The organism is Pseudocitrobacter sp. CD920760 (assembly GCF_057782505.1).
On sequence record NZ_CM173490.1, the window covers coordinates 3,862,870 to 3,880,669 of the forward strand.

9 protein-coding genes are annotated in these 17,800 nt (G+C 54.4%); 1 reads left to right on the top strand and 8 read right to left on the bottom strand.

All coding sequences use genetic code 11. The features are described 5' to 3' along the window. Window positions 1-10: 10 nt before the first annotated feature. Both guaA and guaB read right to left on the bottom strand, forming a co-directional pair. Window positions 11-1,588: a glutamine-hydrolyzing GMP synthase gene (guaA, locus tag AC1MKH_RS18125; RefSeq protein WP_276219424.1), complete on the bottom strand. Its 1,578-nt coding sequence runs from the start codon at window positions 1,586-1,588 to the stop codon at window positions 11-13. 69 nt (window positions 1,589-1,657) lie between these two features. Beyond that, window positions 1,658-3,124: an IMP dehydrogenase gene (gene guaB, locus AC1MKH_RS18130; RefSeq protein ID WP_149464784.1), complete on the bottom strand. Its 1,467-nt coding sequence runs from the start codon at window positions 3,122-3,124 to the stop codon at window positions 1,658-1,660. Window positions 3,125-3,285: 161 nt separating this feature from the next. Here guaB and xseA point away from each other — a divergent pair, with 161 nt between their 5' ends. After that, a complete protein-coding gene (gene xseA / locus AC1MKH_RS18135; protein WP_276219422.1) occupies window positions 3,286-4,662 on the top strand; it encodes an exodeoxyribonuclease VII large subunit in 1,377 nt (458 codons plus the stop codon). An 82-nt stretch (window positions 4,663-4,744) separates the two neighbouring features. Here xseA and AC1MKH_RS18140 read toward each other — a convergent pair whose 3' ends face one another. The 6 genes from AC1MKH_RS18140 to bamB all read right to left on the bottom strand — a co-directional run bounded on the left by AC1MKH_RS18140 (window position 4,745) and on the right by bamB (window position 17,798). Then, entirely contained in the window at window positions 4,745-11,188 is a 6,444-nt protein-coding gene (locus tag AC1MKH_RS18140) for an adhesion domain-containing protein (RefSeq protein WP_442961937.1), read from the bottom strand. Window positions 11,189-11,295: 107 nt separating this feature from the next. After that, the gene (locus AC1MKH_RS18145) at window positions 11,296-12,234 is read right to left on the bottom strand and encodes a SinI family autotransporter-associated protein (RefSeq protein WP_276219418.1); all 939 of its coding nucleotides are present in this window, start codon (window positions 12,232-12,234) and stop codon (window positions 11,296-11,298) included. A 55-nt stretch (window positions 12,235-12,289) separates the two neighbouring features. Then, on the bottom strand, window positions 12,290-14,470 hold the full coding sequence (sinH, locus tag AC1MKH_RS18150; protein ID WP_442961938.1) for an intimin-like inverse autotransporter SinH: 2,181 nt from the start codon (window positions 14,468-14,470) through the stop codon (window positions 12,290-12,292). Window positions 14,471-14,697: 227 nt separating this feature from the next. After that, entirely contained in the window at window positions 14,698-14,916 is a 219-nt protein-coding gene (locus tag AC1MKH_RS18155; RefSeq protein ID WP_276219416.1) for a zinc ribbon domain-containing protein, read from the bottom strand. Window positions 14,917-14,965: 49 nt separating this feature from the next. After that, the gene (der, locus tag AC1MKH_RS18160) at window positions 14,966-16,444 is read right to left on the bottom strand and encodes a ribosome biogenesis GTPase Der (protein WP_015963441.1); all 1,479 of its coding nucleotides are present in this window, start codon (window positions 16,442-16,444) and stop codon (window positions 14,966-14,968) included. Window positions 16,445-16,619: 175 nt separating this feature from the next. Continuing rightward, window positions 16,620-17,798: an outer membrane protein assembly factor BamB gene (bamB, locus tag AC1MKH_RS18165; RefSeq protein WP_276219412.1), complete on the bottom strand. Its 1,179-nt coding sequence runs from the start codon at window positions 17,796-17,798 to the stop codon at window positions 16,620-16,622. Window positions 17,799-17,800: the final 2 nt, after the last annotated feature.

A 17,800-nucleotide genomic window follows, 5' to 3' on the forward strand; every position in this document is an offset into this window, starting at 1 on the left:
GCAGAAAGAATCATTCCCACTCAATCGTTGCTGGCGGTTTACCGCTGATGTCATACACCACGCGGGAAATGCCGTTCACTTCGTTGATGATGCGGTTGGACACACGGCCCAGGAAGTCGTACGGCAGGTGTGCCCAGTGTGCGGTCATAAAGTCGATGGTTTCGACAGCACGCAGGGAAACAACCCAATCGTACTTACGGCCATCGCCCATTACGCCAACGGAACGTACCGGCAGGAACACGGTGAACGCCTGGCTCACTTTGTTGTACAGATCCGCTTTATGCAGTTCTTCGATGAAGATAGCATCCGCACGACGCAGCAGGTCGCAGTACTCTTTCTTCACTTCGCCCAGTACGCGAACGCCGAGGCCTGGGCCCGGGAACGGGTGACGGTAGAGCATGTCGTACGGCAGGCCAAGTTCCAGGCCAATTTTACGCACTTCATCTTTGAACAGTTCACGCAGCGGTTCAACCAGGCCCATCTTCATCTCTTTCGGCAGGCCGCCCACGTTGTGGTGAGATTTGATGACGTGCGCTTTACCGGTGGCGGAGGCCGCAGATTCGATAACGTCCGGATAGATAGTGCCCTGGGCCAGCCATTTCACATCTTCCAGTTTCAGCGCTTCTTCGTCGAACACTTCAACAAACACGCGACCGATGATTTTACGTTTCGCTTCCGGGTCATTCTCACCCGCCAGCGCATCGAGGAAGCGTTTTTCGCCTTCCACGTGAATAATGTTCAGACCGAAGTGATCGCCAAACATATCCATCACCTGCTGAGCTTCATTCAGACGCAGCAGGCCGTTATCCACGAAGACACAGGTCAGGTTTTTGCCGATAGCGCGGTGCAGCAGCATCGCGGTTACAGACGAGTCCACGCCGCCGGAGAGGCCGAGGATCACTTTGTCATCGCCAACCTGTTCGCGAATACGGGCTACAGCGTCGTCGATAATTTTTGCAGGAGTCCACAGGGCTTCGCACTGGCAGATATCCAGAACAAAGCGTTCCAGCATGCGCATACCCTGACGGGTGTGGGTCACTTCCGGGTGGAACTGCACGCCGTAGAAGCGTTTTTCTTCGTTCGCCATAATCGCGAACGGGCAGGTCTCAGTGCTGGCAACAGTAACGAAGTCAGCCGGGATCGCGGTGACTTTGTCGCCGTGGCTCATCCAGACGTCCAGCAGCGGTTTGCCTTCCGGCGTCAGGGAGTCTTCGATACCGCGAACCAGCGCGCTGTCGGTCAGGACTTCAACCTGTGCATAGCCGAATTCACGCTCAGAGGAGCCTTCCACGTGACCGCCAAGTTGCATGGCCATGGTTTGCATGCCATAGCACACGCCAAATACCGGGACGCCAGCTTCGAAAACATACTGCGGCGCGCGCGGGCTGTTTTCTTCAGTGGTGCTTTCCGGGCCACCGGAAAGGATGATGCCGCTTGGATTAAACTCACGGATTTGTGCTTCAGTAACATCCCACGCCCACAGTTCACAGTAGACGCCCAGCTCACGTACGCGACGTGCAACCAGTTGGGTGTACTGCGATCCGAAATCGAGAATAAGAATGCGATGCTTATGAATATTGTCTGTCATTTGACGATTGTTCCGAGGCAAGTGAAACAGGGTAAATAAATCGCCCGACGCGGAGTCGGGCGAAGAAAATCAGGAACCCAGACGGTAGTTCGGGGATTCTTTGGTGATGGTCACGTCGTGAACGTGGCTTTCCTGAATGCCCGCACCGCTGATGCGTACGAATTCAGCTTTAGTACGCAGCAGGTCAATCGTACCACAACCGGTCAGGCCCATACAGGAGCGCAGGCCGCCCATCTGCTGGTGAATAATCTCTTTCAGGCGACCTTTGTAAGCGACGCGGCCTTCGATACCTTCCGGTACCAGTTTGTCAGCGGCGTTATCGCTCTGGAAGTAACGGTCAGAAGACCCTTTAGACATCGCGCCCAGGGAACCCATACCACGGTAAGATTTGTAAGAACGGCCCTGGTAGAGTTCGATTTCACCCGGGGATTCTTCAGTACCCGCCAGCATGGAACCCACCATTACCGCGCTTGCACCAGCGGCGATGGCTTTCGCAATATCGCCTGAGAAACGAATACCGCCGTCGGCGATAACCGGAATGCCCATACCTTCCAGCGCTTCAACTGCGTCGGAAACAGCGGTGATCTGCGGAACACCTACGCCGGTAACGATACGGGTAGTACAGATGGAGCCAGGACCAATACCTACCTTAACTGCGCTGCAACCGGCTTCCGCCAGCGCGCGAGCGCCTGCGCCTGTTGCGACGTTACCGCCAATAATTTGCAGATCAGGATATTTAGCACGGGTTTCACGAATACGTTGCAGAACGCCTTCGGAGTGGCCATGTGAGGAGTCAATCAGCAGGACGTCAACGCCCGCGGCAACCAGCGCATCAACACGCTCTTCGTTGCCCGCACCCGCGCCTACTGCCGCGCCTACGCGCAGACGGCCATGCTCGTCTTTACAGGCATTCGGTTTACGTTCTGCTTTCTGGAAATCTTTAACGGTGATCATGCCGCGCAGATGGAAGCTGTCGTCAACAACCAGCGCTTTTTCAACGCGTTTTTCGTGCATTTTCGCCAGAACCACTTCGCGGGTTTCGCCTTCACGCACGGTAACCAGACGCTCTTTCGGCGTCATGTATACGCTGACCGGCTGGCTGAGGTCGGTAACGAAACGCACGTCACGACCGGTAATGATACCCACCAGCTCGTAATCTTCGGTGACAACCGGGTAGCCTGCGAAGCCGTTACGCTCAGTCAGTTCTTTCACTTCGCGAAGCGTAGTGGTCGGCAGAACGGTCTGCGGGTCGGTGACAATACCGGACTCATGTTTCTTCACGCGCTTCACTTCTTCAGCCTGGCGCTCGATAGACATGTTTTTGTGGATAAAGCCGATGCCGCCTTCCTGCGCCAGCGCGATAGCCAGGCGAGCTTCAGTCACGGTGTCCATTGCCGCAGAGAGCATAGGAATATTCAGGCGAATAGTTTTCGTCAGTTGGGTGCTGAGGTCAGCAGTATTCGGCAGAACGGTGGAATGAGCGGGAACAAGGAGGACGTCGTCAAACGTCAGAGCTTCTTTAGCGATACGTAGCATGGGCAATATCTCGACCAGAGTGGTTAATAAATATTGCCGTGGCATTATACAGAGCGTAATCGGTTGCATCCACCTTTTTTTGCAAATAATGCTTGCGCTCCCCGGTCAGCACGTTACTATCGATTGAATAACCTGCTGATTTAGAATTTGATCTCGCTCACATGTTACCATCTCAATCCCCCGCAATTTTTACGGTTAGTCGCCTGAATCAGACCGTCCGTTTGCTGCTTGAGCAGGAGATGGGGCAAGTGTGGATCAGCGGCGAAATCTCTAACTTTAGCCAGCCCTCTTCCGGGCACTGGTACTTTACCCTCAAAGACGATACCGCCCAGGTACGCTGCGCGATGTTCCGCAACAGCAATCGCCGGGTGACGTTCCGTCCGCAACACGGGCAGCAGGTGCTGGTGCGTGCCAATATTACGTTGTATGAGCCACGCGGCGACTACCAGATTATCGTCGAAAGCATGCAGCCTGCCGGTGAAGGCTTGCTGCAACAGAAGTACGAACAGCTAAAAGAGAAATTGCAGACAGAAGGATTGTTCGATCAGCAATTAAAAAAACCGCTTCCCTCACCTGCGCACTGCGTTGGGGTGATTACGTCAAAAACCGGCGCGGCGCTGCACGATATTCTGCATGTGTTAAAACGACGCGATCCGTCTCTACCAGTGATCATCTATCCCACCGCCGTTCAGGGCGATGATGCGCCGGGGCAAATTGTTCGCGCCATTGAAATGGCGAATCAGCGCAATGAGTGCGACGTGTTAATCGTCGGGCGCGGCGGCGGTTCGCTGGAAGATCTATGGAGTTTTAACGACGAGCGGGTGGCGCGGGCGATTTTTACCAGTGCCATTCCGGTGGTCAGCGCCGTCGGCCATGAAACAGACGTGACGATTGCCGATTTCGTTGCTGACCTGCGTGCGCCAACACCGTCTGCTGCCGCCGAAATGGTGAGTCGCAATCAACAAGAATTGTTGCGCCAGGTACAATCTGCTCAACAGCGACTGGAGATGGCGATGGATTATTATCTCGCTAATCGCATGCGCCGCTTTACGCAAATTCATCATCGGTTACAGCAGCAGCATCCACAATTAAGGCTGGCACGACAACAAACCACGCTCGAACGGCTGCAAAAGCGGATGAGCTTTGCGCTGGAAAATCAGCTTAAACGCGTGAACCAACAGCAACAGCGACTGACGCACCGGCTAAACCAGCAAAATCCGCAGCCGCAGATCCATCGCGGGCAACGCCGCATTCAACAACTGGAATATCGCCTGACTGAAACACTTCGTGCCCAACTGAGTATCACACGTGAACGCTTTGGTAATGCGATAACCCACCTTGAAGCGGTAAGCCCACTTTCGACGCTGGCACGCGGCTATAGCGTAACCAGCGCTGCTGATGGTACGGTGCTGAAGCAGGTTAAACAGGTGAAAGCGGGTGATACGCTAACTACCCAACTTGGCGATGGCGTGGTGGTCAGCGAAGTGAGCGCCATAACCAAAACACGTAAGCCGCGCAAGAAAACGGTAAATCCATAGGCCGGTTAAGGCGCAGCCGCCATCCAGCAATTTACGCCAGTCAGCGCCAGATGCGACGTAAGCGCCTTATCCGGCTGACCGATTACTGGAAGCAGGTCACAAATCCTGCGGTGCTGCCAGGGAAAACAGCGCAATCCTGGGCCCCACTGTCTTCGTACACCCCGCATCGCTGAGAGGATAAATAAGGGAAACTCGGCGAAGCCGGCCAGCCCAATGCGCTAAAGTTGGCATGCAGCGTCACCAGATCGTCATCATCAGGCGCATTACTCGAACTGCCGCATTGCGCTTTAATATCCCATTTACCTGAATCAACCATGTGCCCCAGCGCCCAGGTTTCATTATTCACATCCGGCGCAACCGCCGCTACCGCATTCGAAGGTATTTCCGATTTCAGCAGCGGGCGATGCAGCGTCTTGCCGTTCACCGATGTTGTATCTGCCATATGCCCCCAGAAATAGGCCGATGCGACATTCGGGCTGGTGGGTACGGTGAAAATGGTGTCCAGCGTTGAGGCGATCGTGGCGTTATCGGTTAACGTCACCGTCATCGGCGTTTTATAACCCGGCGTCTTATCCTGGCGGATCGTAAAGCTGGCCGTACCGTCTGCGCCGGTAACGCCGCTTATCGCGTTCCCGCTGTCGGTCAACGTCGTGGCAGCACCCGATGACGGCTGGATGATAATATCGTCCATCTCCGTCACATCACCATACAACGTAGCCCCGCTGTTGCGCGGTGAGGCATCGCCGCGTTTCAGGGTAAAGGCCACGTTCGGCACCAGTTTCCCGGCGCTGTCTTTGACCGTCACGGTCAACGGCATCGCCTCGCCTTTCTTCACAACCGCCGCCTGATAACCGGCATCAAACGCCGTCGAGGTGAGCGTCACGTTCGATACGGAAGCGTGCGGATGTACCAGGCACGCCTGGAAGGCGCGAGATTTATTCGTAGGCAATTGCTCCGTATACAGATCAATTGACTCGCAAGCATTCGTACCGGGCTTCGGAGGACAGGTGGCGTTGGTCCACCACGCATAGCCACCCTGTTTCACCGGCCAGCCAATCGCGTCCACGATGCTGCCATTCGGATAGCGATCGTATAACGATTCAAGTTCACCCAGCGACGGATGGCGCGCATCTTCACAAGGGTCGTTATCGGGATTGCCTCTTTGTCCAATAGAATAGAGCGCAGGCCAGTCTTCATTATTATATTTCACCGCAGAGACATTCATACCTCCGCCAGTGGTTGCGCCTAATTCAGCCCACAGTTTTGGCCGCTCAAACTCTGTACCGTCTGCGCTGCTCACCGTTTCCGGCATATGGCCCCACATGTTTGCCTTCGGAGTATCCGGGCTGGTGACAACGCTGAAAATCACGTCAACCGCGGCGGTTGGCCTTGCGCTGCTGCCCATTGCCGTTGCGCTTATCGGCGTTTTCAACCCGTTCGAGTTGTCCTGGTGGAGATTCAGCGTTGCCTGCCCCTGTGCATCGGTCTGGATAAACACATAATTATCATTACTCTGCCCGTCCATCGTGACATTCTGTATGGATTGCGCCGGAGCGAAGGTATCCAATACGAAATCATCGGTGTTGGCGCCACTGGAGGCTTCCGCCCCCTGGCGGTTTTTACTGACGCCGCGCAAAATCCCTACCGACTCATACGGCGCAGGCGAACCGTCGGTGAGCGTGACTTTGACCGTCAGTGGAAGCGGCGCGCCTTTATGCGCCTTCCCGACAGACTCCGCACTGTCCCAGTTTTCCGAGGCAACGGTCAGGGTAATATTACCCACCGATTCCGCGTTTTTCAGGCAGGTCTGAGAATACGTCTCAGCGGAGGTGTAGGCCATCAGCCCAACGCTCCCTGCCCTGAGATCGATATAGTTATAGGAAGGATTGAGCGAGCCTGTACTTGAGGAGACCGTCCGCGACCAATAGAAAGGTTTCGACCACGCGGATTTGTCCAGCGGCCAGCCCTGTTCAGACTCTATCGTTCCGGAGGGATATGCCTCATACAACGATTGCAAATCATTGATAGCAGGCAGTTTATCTTTACATCCGCTCTGTGCGCCGCTTAGCGCATCGCTGATGGTGAGCCGCTGCCAGCTCTCATTATTAATATCTAAGGAAACGGAAGACCCGGCTTCTATTTTCAGTTGCGGACGTTCAAACACCTTACCGTTTTTCGCCGTTAAGGTTTCCGGCATATGCCCCCAGAAGTTCGCTTTTGGCGTATCCGGGCTGGTCACGGTGGTGAAAATCGCACTCAGGGTGTTCGACGTTGTTCCACTGCCATCATCGATTTCCGCCGTCAGCGGGATGCGCGTTCCCTGACCTTGATACTGCTGCCAGAAAGTCAGGGTGAGCGTGCCGTCGCCGTCGGTCATGCTGTAAAATTTCTCACCGTTGTCGAGATAGATGCTGGGGTTGTTGTAACTGTCGTGGATGTAAATCAGCGATCCCTGATTGGTGATCTTACTGTAATTGGTCGCATTCGCTGTGCGGGGTTCCGTGGCGGCATGATTCAGGGTAATCGGCACATAACCTTTAGGATTCCCCTGGGCATCGCGCGTTGTCACCGTCATGGTGATAAAATCGCCCGTCTTTGTGTAGTTGGTTCTGACTTTTACCGCATCAAAATTATCATATTTCGCCGTCTGGGCTGAACTCAGTTCGATGGCGCTCGCCTCTGAATTGGCCGTCGTCTGGCAGGTCAGATAGCCCATATCGGCTGCCGCCAGGCTACTGCTGGTGCCGTCGCTCAGCTTCACGTTTTTATATTTACGATCGCTGTTACTCTTTTCATCCGGCGTGCTGGAATCGTAATTTTTCTGGATCGGCCAGCCGTCAACCGCATGCCCATGCCAGCCGCTGGCGAGAGTCTCCAGCGCGGTCTGGGTGGGAATATAGTCAACGCCACAGCCGTTATTATTGGTCTTTCCCGCCTGCGCTTCGGTAAACATTGCCCAGGCTTCGTTATCCTCTTCGGGCGATTTCCGTTTTGCCGCAGGGTTGCCGGTTAACTCGGCGAACAGCAGCGGGCGTTTGAAGGTTAGCCCTCCGGCCTCCAGCGTTTCCGGCATATGGCCCCACATTTTGGCTTTTGCGCTATCCGGGCTGGTCGCCACGGTGAAGATGGTATCCATCGTGGCTTTTTTGGTCGGATCGGAGTAGAGCGCAGCGGTGAGCGCCGTTTTGGTGCCATAGGTATCCGGGCGGGTAATAGTGAGAATCTTACTGCCGCCGCTGCCGGTCATTCCCCCATACGTCGTAGCGGTATCGTTTAGCGTCATCTCATCAGATTGACCGCCATCGACAACCACGGAAGAGACAATGCCGTCACCACTGCCCGCTACATGGCGCTCGCCTGCGCGGGTGTAACCATCGCCGCGATTAAGGGTAAACGGCATGTCCGGCATCGGGTTGCCCGCCGAATCTTTTACCGTCACCTTCACCTGTAGCGATTCGCCTTTTTTCAGCTTCGCGGCGCTCAGCGAGCCATTCCACTGCGCCTGATCCACCACTTCCAGCGTGATGCTGTTCGCCGCCGGGTTCGCGGCAGTCAAACAGCTCATATAAATGGGCTGCTCGTTGTTATTCACCAGCGAGCCGTTATTTAGCCAGGTCGCGTAGAGATGCGGCACTTTGTCGGCAGGCGTGCTGCTCCAGTACTCTTCGCGCTGGGTCGGCCAGCCGTGAACGGTCTGAATGGCGTTGTTGCTGTTGGCGTCGTACAGCGCAGTCAGTTGCGTTCTGCGCGGAACCTTGTTCGCTCCGCAGCCGCCCGCAGCGGTATTTTCAACATCCGCCTGCACAACGCGCACCCAGGTTTCGTTACTTTCGGTCAACGAACTTTGTTCACCACTCACTTCCGAGATTAATTTCGGGCGTTCAAAGGTCATGGAGTCAACTTTAATCGTGTCGTCCATATGTCCCCACATCTGCGCGCCGGTCACATCCGGGCTGGTCGGAACGGTAAAAATAACGTAATAGTTGATGGTATTCGGCAGTACGGAATGACTCGGCGTGACGGCTAGCGGCGTTCTTAAACCCACACCCTGCGGCTGTTCAATTTCTATCGTGGCGACGCCCTGCGCGTCCGTGGTGCCGGAGTAGATCACTGATGGCTGCGCAGTACCGTACTGCGTGCCGTTCATAGTGATGGCACCGCTGGTTGGATCAGTATAACCAGATGTCTGACCTGCCCGATCAAGCCCAATCCCTTTGGTAATCGTAAAGGCCGTATTGGGTATTGGTTCATTGTTGGAGGCATTAACGGTATGCACCGTCATGGTGATTTTTTCACCGACCTTCGCTTTGGCGAGTTTTGAATCTGGCGCGGTGTCTTTGTCGGTATCGACCACCACCTTCGCGATCAACTCGTTAGCGGAACAGGTGAGATAGTTTGGCTTGAGGCCGGAATAGGTATCGACAGCGCCATTACCCAGGTCAATGGAGACATGGGTGTCAGGTTGCGTCACGGCGGTCAGATAATCCTGTTTTACCGTCGGCCAACCATGATCGATACCGATCTCGTTTCCCTGATGGCTTGCGTATAAGCTCGCCAGTGAGCTTTGCGACGGAACCTGCCCAACGCCGCACTCGGCTTCCATGCTGGCACCTTGATCAAACAGCGCCCAGTCTTCGTCATTTTCACGCACCGAACCAACTTCATTCGTCGTTTCATCTGCCAGGCGCGGGCGTTTGTAGAGGTTGCCGCCTTCCATAATACCGTTGCCCATGTGTCCCCACATGCGGGCATACTCGCTGTCCGGGCTGGTGACAACGGTGAAGATCACGTCTTTGGCATCCATTGCAGTAAAGTTGCTGCGCATCTTCGCCGTTATGTGCGTTTTTACCCCGGCACCGCCGGCATTCGTCAGCAATATACTGGCCTGCCCGTTGACGTCAGTGATCCCCTCATAGTTATGCTCATCAACCTCCTGCAAATTGCTGTCGCCCGTGAGCTGTACCGGGTGAACCTCCCAATCCGGGCTGGTTTCGCCCTTACGGTTGACGCCATCATCCAGATGCAGTGAGAAGTAGTAATATGGCAGCGGCTGGTTATTATCTTTCTTGTCGGTAATAGTCAGGCGCATGGCGACCTGTTCGCCCACCTCTACTTTTGTCGCCTGTATACTCTCATCATAATTTTCCAGCGTCAGCTTAAGCTCCGGCTCTACGTCGGGTTCCGCTTTATCTACGCAGCTCACGATGAACTTTGTGCTGTCCGGCTTTTGCGCTTCACTACGGTTAGAGACGTCTGCCGCGTGGTGCTGCCCGGCGATCCCCGCCAGCGACGACCAGTAGTAGTCCTTCTGCATCGGCCAGCCCGCAACTTCCTGAATTGAGGTCGGAACCACCGTTGCCAGCGCGCCGAACTGGCGCATCCCCGGCAGAATATCGCAGTGCTGATCCGCCCCACTCCAGATAAAGGTTGACCAGGTTTCGTTGTGGTCGTCAACCGTACCGTCTTCATTGCTCACCTCCGCCGCCAGTTTCGGGCGGGTGAAGGTGTATTGCTGGGCCTGAATGGTATCCGCCATATGGCCCCACATGTTCGCCTGCGGCACGTCGGGGCTGGTGAGTACGGTAAAAATCACCGCCGTTTCGCTGGTTTGGCTAATACCCGCCAGGCTGACAACGAGCGGCGTTTTCACGCCCGGCCCCGCTGGCTGCGTCACCGCGACCGTGGCGGTGCCGTTGGCATCCGTCGTGCCGTGATACTCCGTCGCCGTGGTGGTGAGTTCGGTACTTCCCAGCCTGACCGGGCCAGTGTTATTCACCGCGCCCTGGCGGTTTTCCGCATCTTTACGTTTGATAATAAAGGGGATATTGCCTGCGACATTGCCCTGGCAATCTTTGGTTGTGACCGTTAACGTTAGCGTACCACCGACGGTGGTTTTTGCCGCCTTTAACGTATCGTCATAGCCGCTGGCGGCAACGCTCACCAGCTCGCCCTGCGCGGGCGCAATTTTCAGCGTGACCTTTTGATCGATCAACGACAAGATTCCCTGATTTGGCACGCCGGTCATGGTGAACAAATACAGCGCCGGAACCGTTTGCTCCTGGCTAACTTGCGGCCAGGCCACCAGCGTGCGCCCGGCCATATTCTGCGAACAAAATGAGCGGCTGGCGACGGGTTGCGGGGTGAGCGGGGTATCTGGCGTGGCGGCATCGGCCCATATTAACGATACCGCAGGCGGCGTCTGGTTTTCCCAGCGTAACATCGGCGGTGTGTTAAACAGATCGCCTTCGGTATCCCGCGGGTTCGCCAATATTATTTTTGCGGCGGTATCATCAACGCTAAATTCGCCAGGTTTGGCGGAAGATTCAATGTCGTAGGTTTTGGTGGGATCAAGCTGTACGCTGCCCTGATATACGGGGATACTGGCGCTATCAGCCAGCGGCGGCGTGCCATTAATTGCATCAGTCGATGAATCCAGCGGGATCCATTGCCCCGCCTGTACAGATGGACACCCCAACGCCAGCGCCAGGAAAACCAGCGCCTTTTTTAGTTTCTGCAGCCCGCCCATGCCGTTACCCATTGTTTTCATTTACCCTTCAACGTGCTTTGCTTAACGCCGCGTTAAGCAAAAAACGCGGAAATGCCACCCCTTTGCGGGGTGGCGTGCGATGAACATTATTTGTGTTCGTACTCGATGGACAGGCCGTAACCCTGAACACCGTCGTTGCCGATAACCAGACCACCGCCCGAGTTGTCGAAGGCCGCTTTCGCTTCCGCGTTGGTAACCGGAATAACAAGAGGCTGGTTATTCCAGGATTCAGCGACAATACCGCCTGCCGTACCCAGTTGCAGGCTGGTGCCGGTGAATTTCCAGCGGTAGTTGTAGTTTGCGGTGACGTCTTCACCAGTATCGTACCGACCGTTGCCGTTTTCATCCGACCACAGCAGGACTTTATAGGTTGTGGCGGTTTTCAGTTTCGTCGACGAGCCGATAAGGTTAGTCGTGGTATTGTCTTCGTAGATCGAAACTTTCAGGTTGTCGTTGACTACCGGGCCTGACGGAACATCGTCGTCGTTATCGCCGCCGCCGGTATCCGTCGATAAATCAAACAGATACAGTTGGTCACCGGCTATCGGTATACCGGTCTGCGTCGTTGGCGTTAGCGTTACGCCAATGTAACGGCCGCGATCCGCGTCGGTGATCGTGTAGCTGTCGCTGCCTGCCGTACCAATTGGCTTCGGATCGGTGCCGCTGGCATCTTTGTAGCTCATCCACTGCATCGTTTCTTTCGTCGCGCCGTTGTCGCCTTTAGTACCGCTGTCAAGGTCGCCTTCGGTATCGCCAATAACCCAACTGAGCGTGACCTTATCGCCTACATGGAACATTTTTTCCTGATCGGTAGTGGCAGTACGCGAGCCACGATCAACCGCTACGGTCACATGCCCTTTATCGCTATCGGTCTTTTCCGAGGCGCTACGGAAGATCCAGGGGATCGTCCCCTGAATGGCGTCGGTCGTTCCTGATTCCGTCCACGCCAGCGCCGCCGGAACTAAACAGCATCCGGCCACCGCCAGCGCGACTTTAGTCAGTCGCTGTTTCATTTGATATCTCATCAATACTCTCCTTGATTAAATTCCAGCGACTGGCCGGATAGCCATTGCGCTGATATTACTTTTTGCTGTACACCACACGTAAACCGTATCCCTGCACGCCATCCCCCGCCTGCGCGCCAAACTTCTTCACCGCTTCCAGGTTGGTGGCGGGAATCACAATGTCCTCATTGGCGGTATGGGTCTGCGCGCCCGTTTCGCCATGGGCGCTCTGGCCGGTAAACTCCCAGCGATAGTCGTACTGCGCCATTTCTTCATCGCTGAGTTTTTCTGACTGCTGGAACACGCCGTCTTTGTTCGCATCACGCCACAACACAAAACGGTAGGTGGCATCGACGGGCGGGTGCTCTTTGTCATTGGCGATCAGGTTGACCGGTTTATCTGCGCCAGTGCGGTAAATAAAGGCGTTTAGCCCACCGATATCCCCACCAAGGAACGTCACGTCAACATAGTTACTGTCGTCATAGGGGGCCGCTTTCGCCTTCCAGCGGAAGGTGCCGGGCAGCGTGCTGGAGAGCGTTACCGTGCCTTTTTCTTTATCCTGTTTGGCGATAAAGACACAGGGAGTGTCAGTCGAGCAAGGTTGGTTGGTGAGGGTGACTTTTTTATCTTTCGCGTCGTAAAGCTGCGGCGCAAGGTTATCTTCCGGCAGCGCCTCGCCGTTGCGATCGGTGCCGTCTCCAAAGCTATCGGTAACGTCGAGATCCATCACCACGCCATCGACGCCATCTGCCTGGGCGCTGGCTTCATGGCTGTGATTGTTCTCATCCGGCACATCTGCGATGTTATTGACGATCAGCTCAATTTTACGGTCTTGCTGAACGGTGATTTCCACCACACCGGAATTCTGCCGATTACCCTTTTCATCCTCCAGCGCCAGCCGTACCCGCCAGGTGTTCAGCTTTTCCTGCTCAGCTTTATCGGAACTGTACTGCCAGGCAGGCAGCACCAGATTCCAGTGGTTGTTGTTCCCTTCAGTGATGGTATTTGCTTTAACAACAGGCATGACCAGCGTGCGGGCTGCGTTGTTTTTCGCCTGCCACGAGGCGGCGACAATTTTGTAGTGGTGGTTTATCAGCGCGTTGATGGTCCATTTACATTTTTCCAGGCCAACCGCTTCCTCTGGCGTATCTTTAATCACGCATTCCGGATGCTCATTGGTGGCGTCCGCTTTGAGCCACAAGGTGACGTCAAGCGGGTCTTTTTCTTTGTATTCCAGCACGATAAAGTTATTACGTTCGACGAAATCATGCCGACTGCCCATCAACGTGTGGGCTGCCGCGACATTATCGCCGTTGAGCTGATCCTTCAGCGGGACGCCAAACTGGTAATTGAAGGTGGCATTAATGCTGACATCAGTATTATCGCCGGTCCCCGCTTTGTAATCAGCGCCAACGGTGAGAAGAGGTACCGGCTGATAGTTCACGCCAACGGTCACAGCAAAGGGATCTTTCTCTAAGTTATCCGTGCCGAAAAGCGCAACTTCATCGCCATAATATTGTTCAAAAACCAGTTTTCCGCCCAGTTGCGGGTACGCGGGTAGCCAGGCTTCTGCGCGAACATCCCAGCCGCGCGCCGGACGTTCTTCATAGAAATCGAAGTCTTCAGAATCTTTCCAGTCTGAAAGCGGATGATAATAGTTACCGGAGAATTTTAAATAATCGGTCCAGGCTTCTGTTCCTAAGCCTAATCGACGATGGCCTCGGGTAAAATCATAATCGTAAAATATATTTCCACCTAATAACCATTTATCTAAATTATGCCTTACCCCAAAACCGATATTCCCTATTGTACGGTCATCTTTTCGCTGAGCAGATAATTGGCTAAATAAAACAGTTTGTTGGTTATCATATAAGGGAACAAAATAATCTAAGGAACTTCCATCAAGATCGCCGCCTTGTCCAATAGAAAGGTTTGAACGAACTTTACCAAATGGCGACATTGCCCCCTCGATTAAAGACTGCGCGCCCGAGGTGACCTGCCCTTGAAGGTAGCTACGCGCCTGCGACTCCAGCGCCTCAGGCGTCAGGTTCTCAAAGCCCTGGGTCGCAGAGCCCATGAAATACTCCGCGCCCTGCTCTTTCAGCGATTGCCCTTTAGATTCCTGCTCTTCTCGCTGCGCTTGCTCACTGCCAAGATCGGGCAGTGTAGATTCCGGCGGATGTTTATTATCAGGCGTAGCAGTATCGGGCTCGGCGTATACCGTCCCTGAAATAAACAGAAGTAATAGCAGGCGCATCCACTGCACGATAAAAAATCCTGACAATAAAATTTTGACCGACTAATTTTATGTCGACAAAAAAGAAAAAATAGTGACGCCACTCTAAATAAATTCTGAAAATTAGTTTTTCTTGATTAATCGCACATCATGTATTGGAATAATTTATTTTAAGAAATAATATAAACAAACATAACATTCATTAAATGAATATCCCCGACAATTAAATTGCCGGGAATAATATTCATTCAGGCAGGAAGAATAAATTCGACACGTTTGCGGGAAATCAACCCGTGCCCATTCTGGCAGAAATAATCGACCGCGCCGCAGGCTTTCAGAACCTGTAACGGCTGATGGCAATCCGGGCAGCAGGCCAGCAGTTCGACATCATTACCGCAGGATGGACAATGCGCATGTGCGCCATCCTGCTCCAGCAGGAGCTGACATTTTGGGCAAAGCAGTTCCATAGTGGCTCCTTAATGACAATGGCCTCTTAAAGAGGCCATTGATTAGTGATTACTTACTTTTCTTAATGTGCTGAATCAGACGTTTACGCTTACGCATCTGGGTTGGGGTCAGCGTATTGCGCTTATTCGCATACGGGTTTTCCCCTTCCTTGAACTGAATACGAATCGGCGTCCCCATCACATCCAGCGACTTGCGGAAGTAGTTCATCAGATAACGTTTGTAGGAATCCGGCAGGTCTTTCACCTGGTTGCCGTGAATTACCACGATTGGCGGGTTATAACCCCCGGCGTGCGCATATTTCAGCTTCACGCGACGGCCACGCACCAGCGGCGGCTGATGATCTTCCACCGCCATCGTCATGATGCGAGTCAGCATGGCGGTTCCTACGCGGCGGGTCGAACTGTCATAGGCTTCGCGTACGGATTCAAACAGGTTGCCGACGCCGCTGCCGTGCAGCGCAGAGATAAAGTGCACGCGCGCGAAGTCGATAAAGCCCAGACGGTAGTCCAGCGTCTCTTTCACCTGCTCTCTGACTTCGTTACTCAGGCCATCCCATTTGTTGACCACAATAACAAGTGAGCGCCCACTATTCAGGATGAAGCCCAGCAGGGACAGGTCCTGATCGGAGATGCCTTCACGGGCATCAATAACCAGCAGCACCACGTTAGCGTCTTCGATCGCCTGTAACGTCTTGATAACGGAGAATTTCTCGACCACATCGGTAATTTTTCCGCGCTTACGCACACCGGCGGTGTCGATGAGCACGTATTCACGCTCATCGCGTTGCATCGGGATATAGATACTGTCACGCGTCGTACCCGGCATGTCATAGACCACTACGCGGTCTTCGCCGAGAATACGGTTAGTAAGTGTAGACTTACCTACGTTCGGACGACCGACAATCGCCAGCTTGATAGGCAGCGTTGTCGGGTCGAAATCATCTTCCGGCTCTTCCAGCGGTTCACCGTTCTGCTCAGCTTCAAATTTCGCCCAGTACTCCGCGTCTTCGTCTACTTCTTCCGGCGGGTTAACGTCATCAACAAACGGCAGCAGCACGTGTTCCAGCAGGCTGGTCACGCCGCGACCGTGGGAGGCGGCGATCGGGTAGATATCCCCCAGACCGAGCGACCAGAAATCAGCGATGGCCTGATCGGCATCAACGCCGTCCGTTTTGTTCGCTACCAGGAAGGTCGGTTTTTCACGAGAACGCAAATGTTTGGCGATCGCTTTATCCGCAGGCATCAGCCCGGCGCGCGCATCGACCATAAACAGCACCACGTCGGCCTCTTCAATCGCCAGCAGCGACTGTTCCGCCATACGGGTTTCTACGCCCTCTTCTGTACCGTCGATACCGCCAGTATCGATACAGATGAACTCACGGCCTTCCACTTCAGCACGACCGTATTTACGGTCACGAGTCAGACCCGGGAAATCCGCGACCAGCGCATCACGAGTGCGCGTCAGGCGGTTAAATAGCGTGGATTTTCCAACGTTAGGGCGCCCGACAAGCGCGACCACAGGAATCATGTTAAAGCCTCATTAACTCAATATTTGGTTTGCCGGGTGGCGCTGCGCTTACCCGGCCTACAGAAAATGTAGCCTCATAAACGTTGCACCATCGGGCACAAAAACAATAATAATAAAAATAGCAAACGGCCCCTGATTTAACAGGAGCCGTTATTCACTGAATCACCGCACTATTTTAACGCGTAATCGCGTACAGCGTACCGTCTTTTGCCTGAATCAGCAGTTTGCCATCGGCAACAACCGGCTCAGTCAGGAAGCCAGAGCTGTCCACTTTTTGCTGTGCAACAAAGCGGCCATCTTCGGTGTTAATCCAGTGCATGTAACCTTCGCTATCGCCAACCACCAGACTGCCGTTATACAGCGCAGGCGCCGTCAGCAGGCGGTGCAGCAGATCGCTTTGCGTCCACAGCGTTACGCCGCCATCAGTGGTGAGCGCCAGAAGGCGGTCGTTCTGATCGACCATGTAGATACGGTTGCCATCGACGATGAAATCATTCACCGAACCCAGCTCGCGTTTCCACAGGATCTGGCCGCTGCGCAGGTCCAGTGCGGTCAGGTTACCGTTGTATGCCAGCGCGTAAACGACGCCATTGGCGATAACCGGCGTGGTATCGACATCGCTCAGACGGTCAATTTCGGTGTTACCCGTTGCCTGAGAAATACGTTGCTGCCAAATCAGCTGGCCCTGCTGCATCAGCACGGCGCTGACGCGTCCGTTATCACCACCCACAATCGCTGCGCCGTAAGCAACAGCCGGAGCGGATTCACCGCGCAGTGACAACGCTGGCATATCCAGGTTGACGGTCCACTTGATCGCACCGTCAGCTTCGTTCAGCGCCTGCAGCTGACCGTTGCTGGTATGAACCAGCACCAGGCCGTCGCTGACCACTGGACGAGACAGAACTTCACCCGCCATAGCCGTCTGCCAGGTGATGGAACCATCGCCTGCATCCAGGGAATACACTTTTGCTTTTTCACTGCCGACATAAACATGGCCGCCAGAAACGGTCAGGCCGCCGGAAAGCAGCGCCGGTTTACGTGACAGCCAGCCATCTTTTTCCGCCAGGTCTACAGACCAGACTTCTTTGCCGTCATCCGCGTTCAGCGCTTTAACGGTACCACGACGATCTGCCGCATAAACCACGCTGTCTGCATAGGCCGGATGCAGGTTGGAATAGAAGTTGCCAATCCCGTTACCCACCGACACATCCCATGCGGTAGAAGGTGTGAACTGGTTTTCAACCGTCGGCAGCGGGGACATTTTTACGATATCTTCTTCGCCGCTAAACCAGGAACAACCACTCAACAGAGTGACAGAAAGCAGTCCTGGCAAAAGTAATTTACGCAATTGCATCG

Excerpts from the sequence above, each read along its gene's own strand:
- xseA (WP_276219422.1), top strand. The coding sequence starts at position 3,286 with ATGTTACCATCTCAATCCCCCGCAATTTTTACGGTTAGTCGCCTGAAT.
- guaA (WP_276219424.1), bottom strand. The coding sequence starts at position 1,588 with ATGACAGACAATATTCATAAGCATCGCATTCTTATTCTCGATTTCGGA.
- der (WP_015963441.1), bottom strand. The coding sequence starts at position 16,444 with ATGATTCCTGTGGTCGCGCTTGTCGGGCGCCCTAACGTTGGAAAATCC.
- AC1MKH_RS18140 (WP_442961937.1), bottom strand. The coding sequence starts at position 11,188 with ATGGGCGGGCTGCAGAAACTAAAAAAGGCGCTGGTTTTCCTGGCGCTG.
- AC1MKH_RS18155 (WP_276219416.1), bottom strand. The coding sequence starts at position 14,916 with ATGGAACTGCTTTGCCCAAAATGTCAGCTCCTGCTGGAGCAGGATGGC.
- bamB (WP_276219412.1), bottom strand. The coding sequence starts at position 17,798 with ATGCAATTGCGTAAATTACTTTTGCCAGGACTGCTTTCTGTCACTCTG.
- guaB (WP_149464784.1), bottom strand. The coding sequence starts at position 3,124 with ATGCTACGTATCGCTAAAGAAGCTCTGACGTTTGACGACGTCCTCCTT.
- sinH (WP_442961938.1), bottom strand. The coding sequence starts at position 14,470 with ATGCGCCTGCTATTACTTCTGTTTATTTCAGGGACGGTATACGCCGAG.
- AC1MKH_RS18145 (WP_276219418.1), bottom strand. The coding sequence starts at position 12,234 with ATGAGATATCAAATGAAACAGCGACTGACTAAAGTCGCGCTGGCGGTG.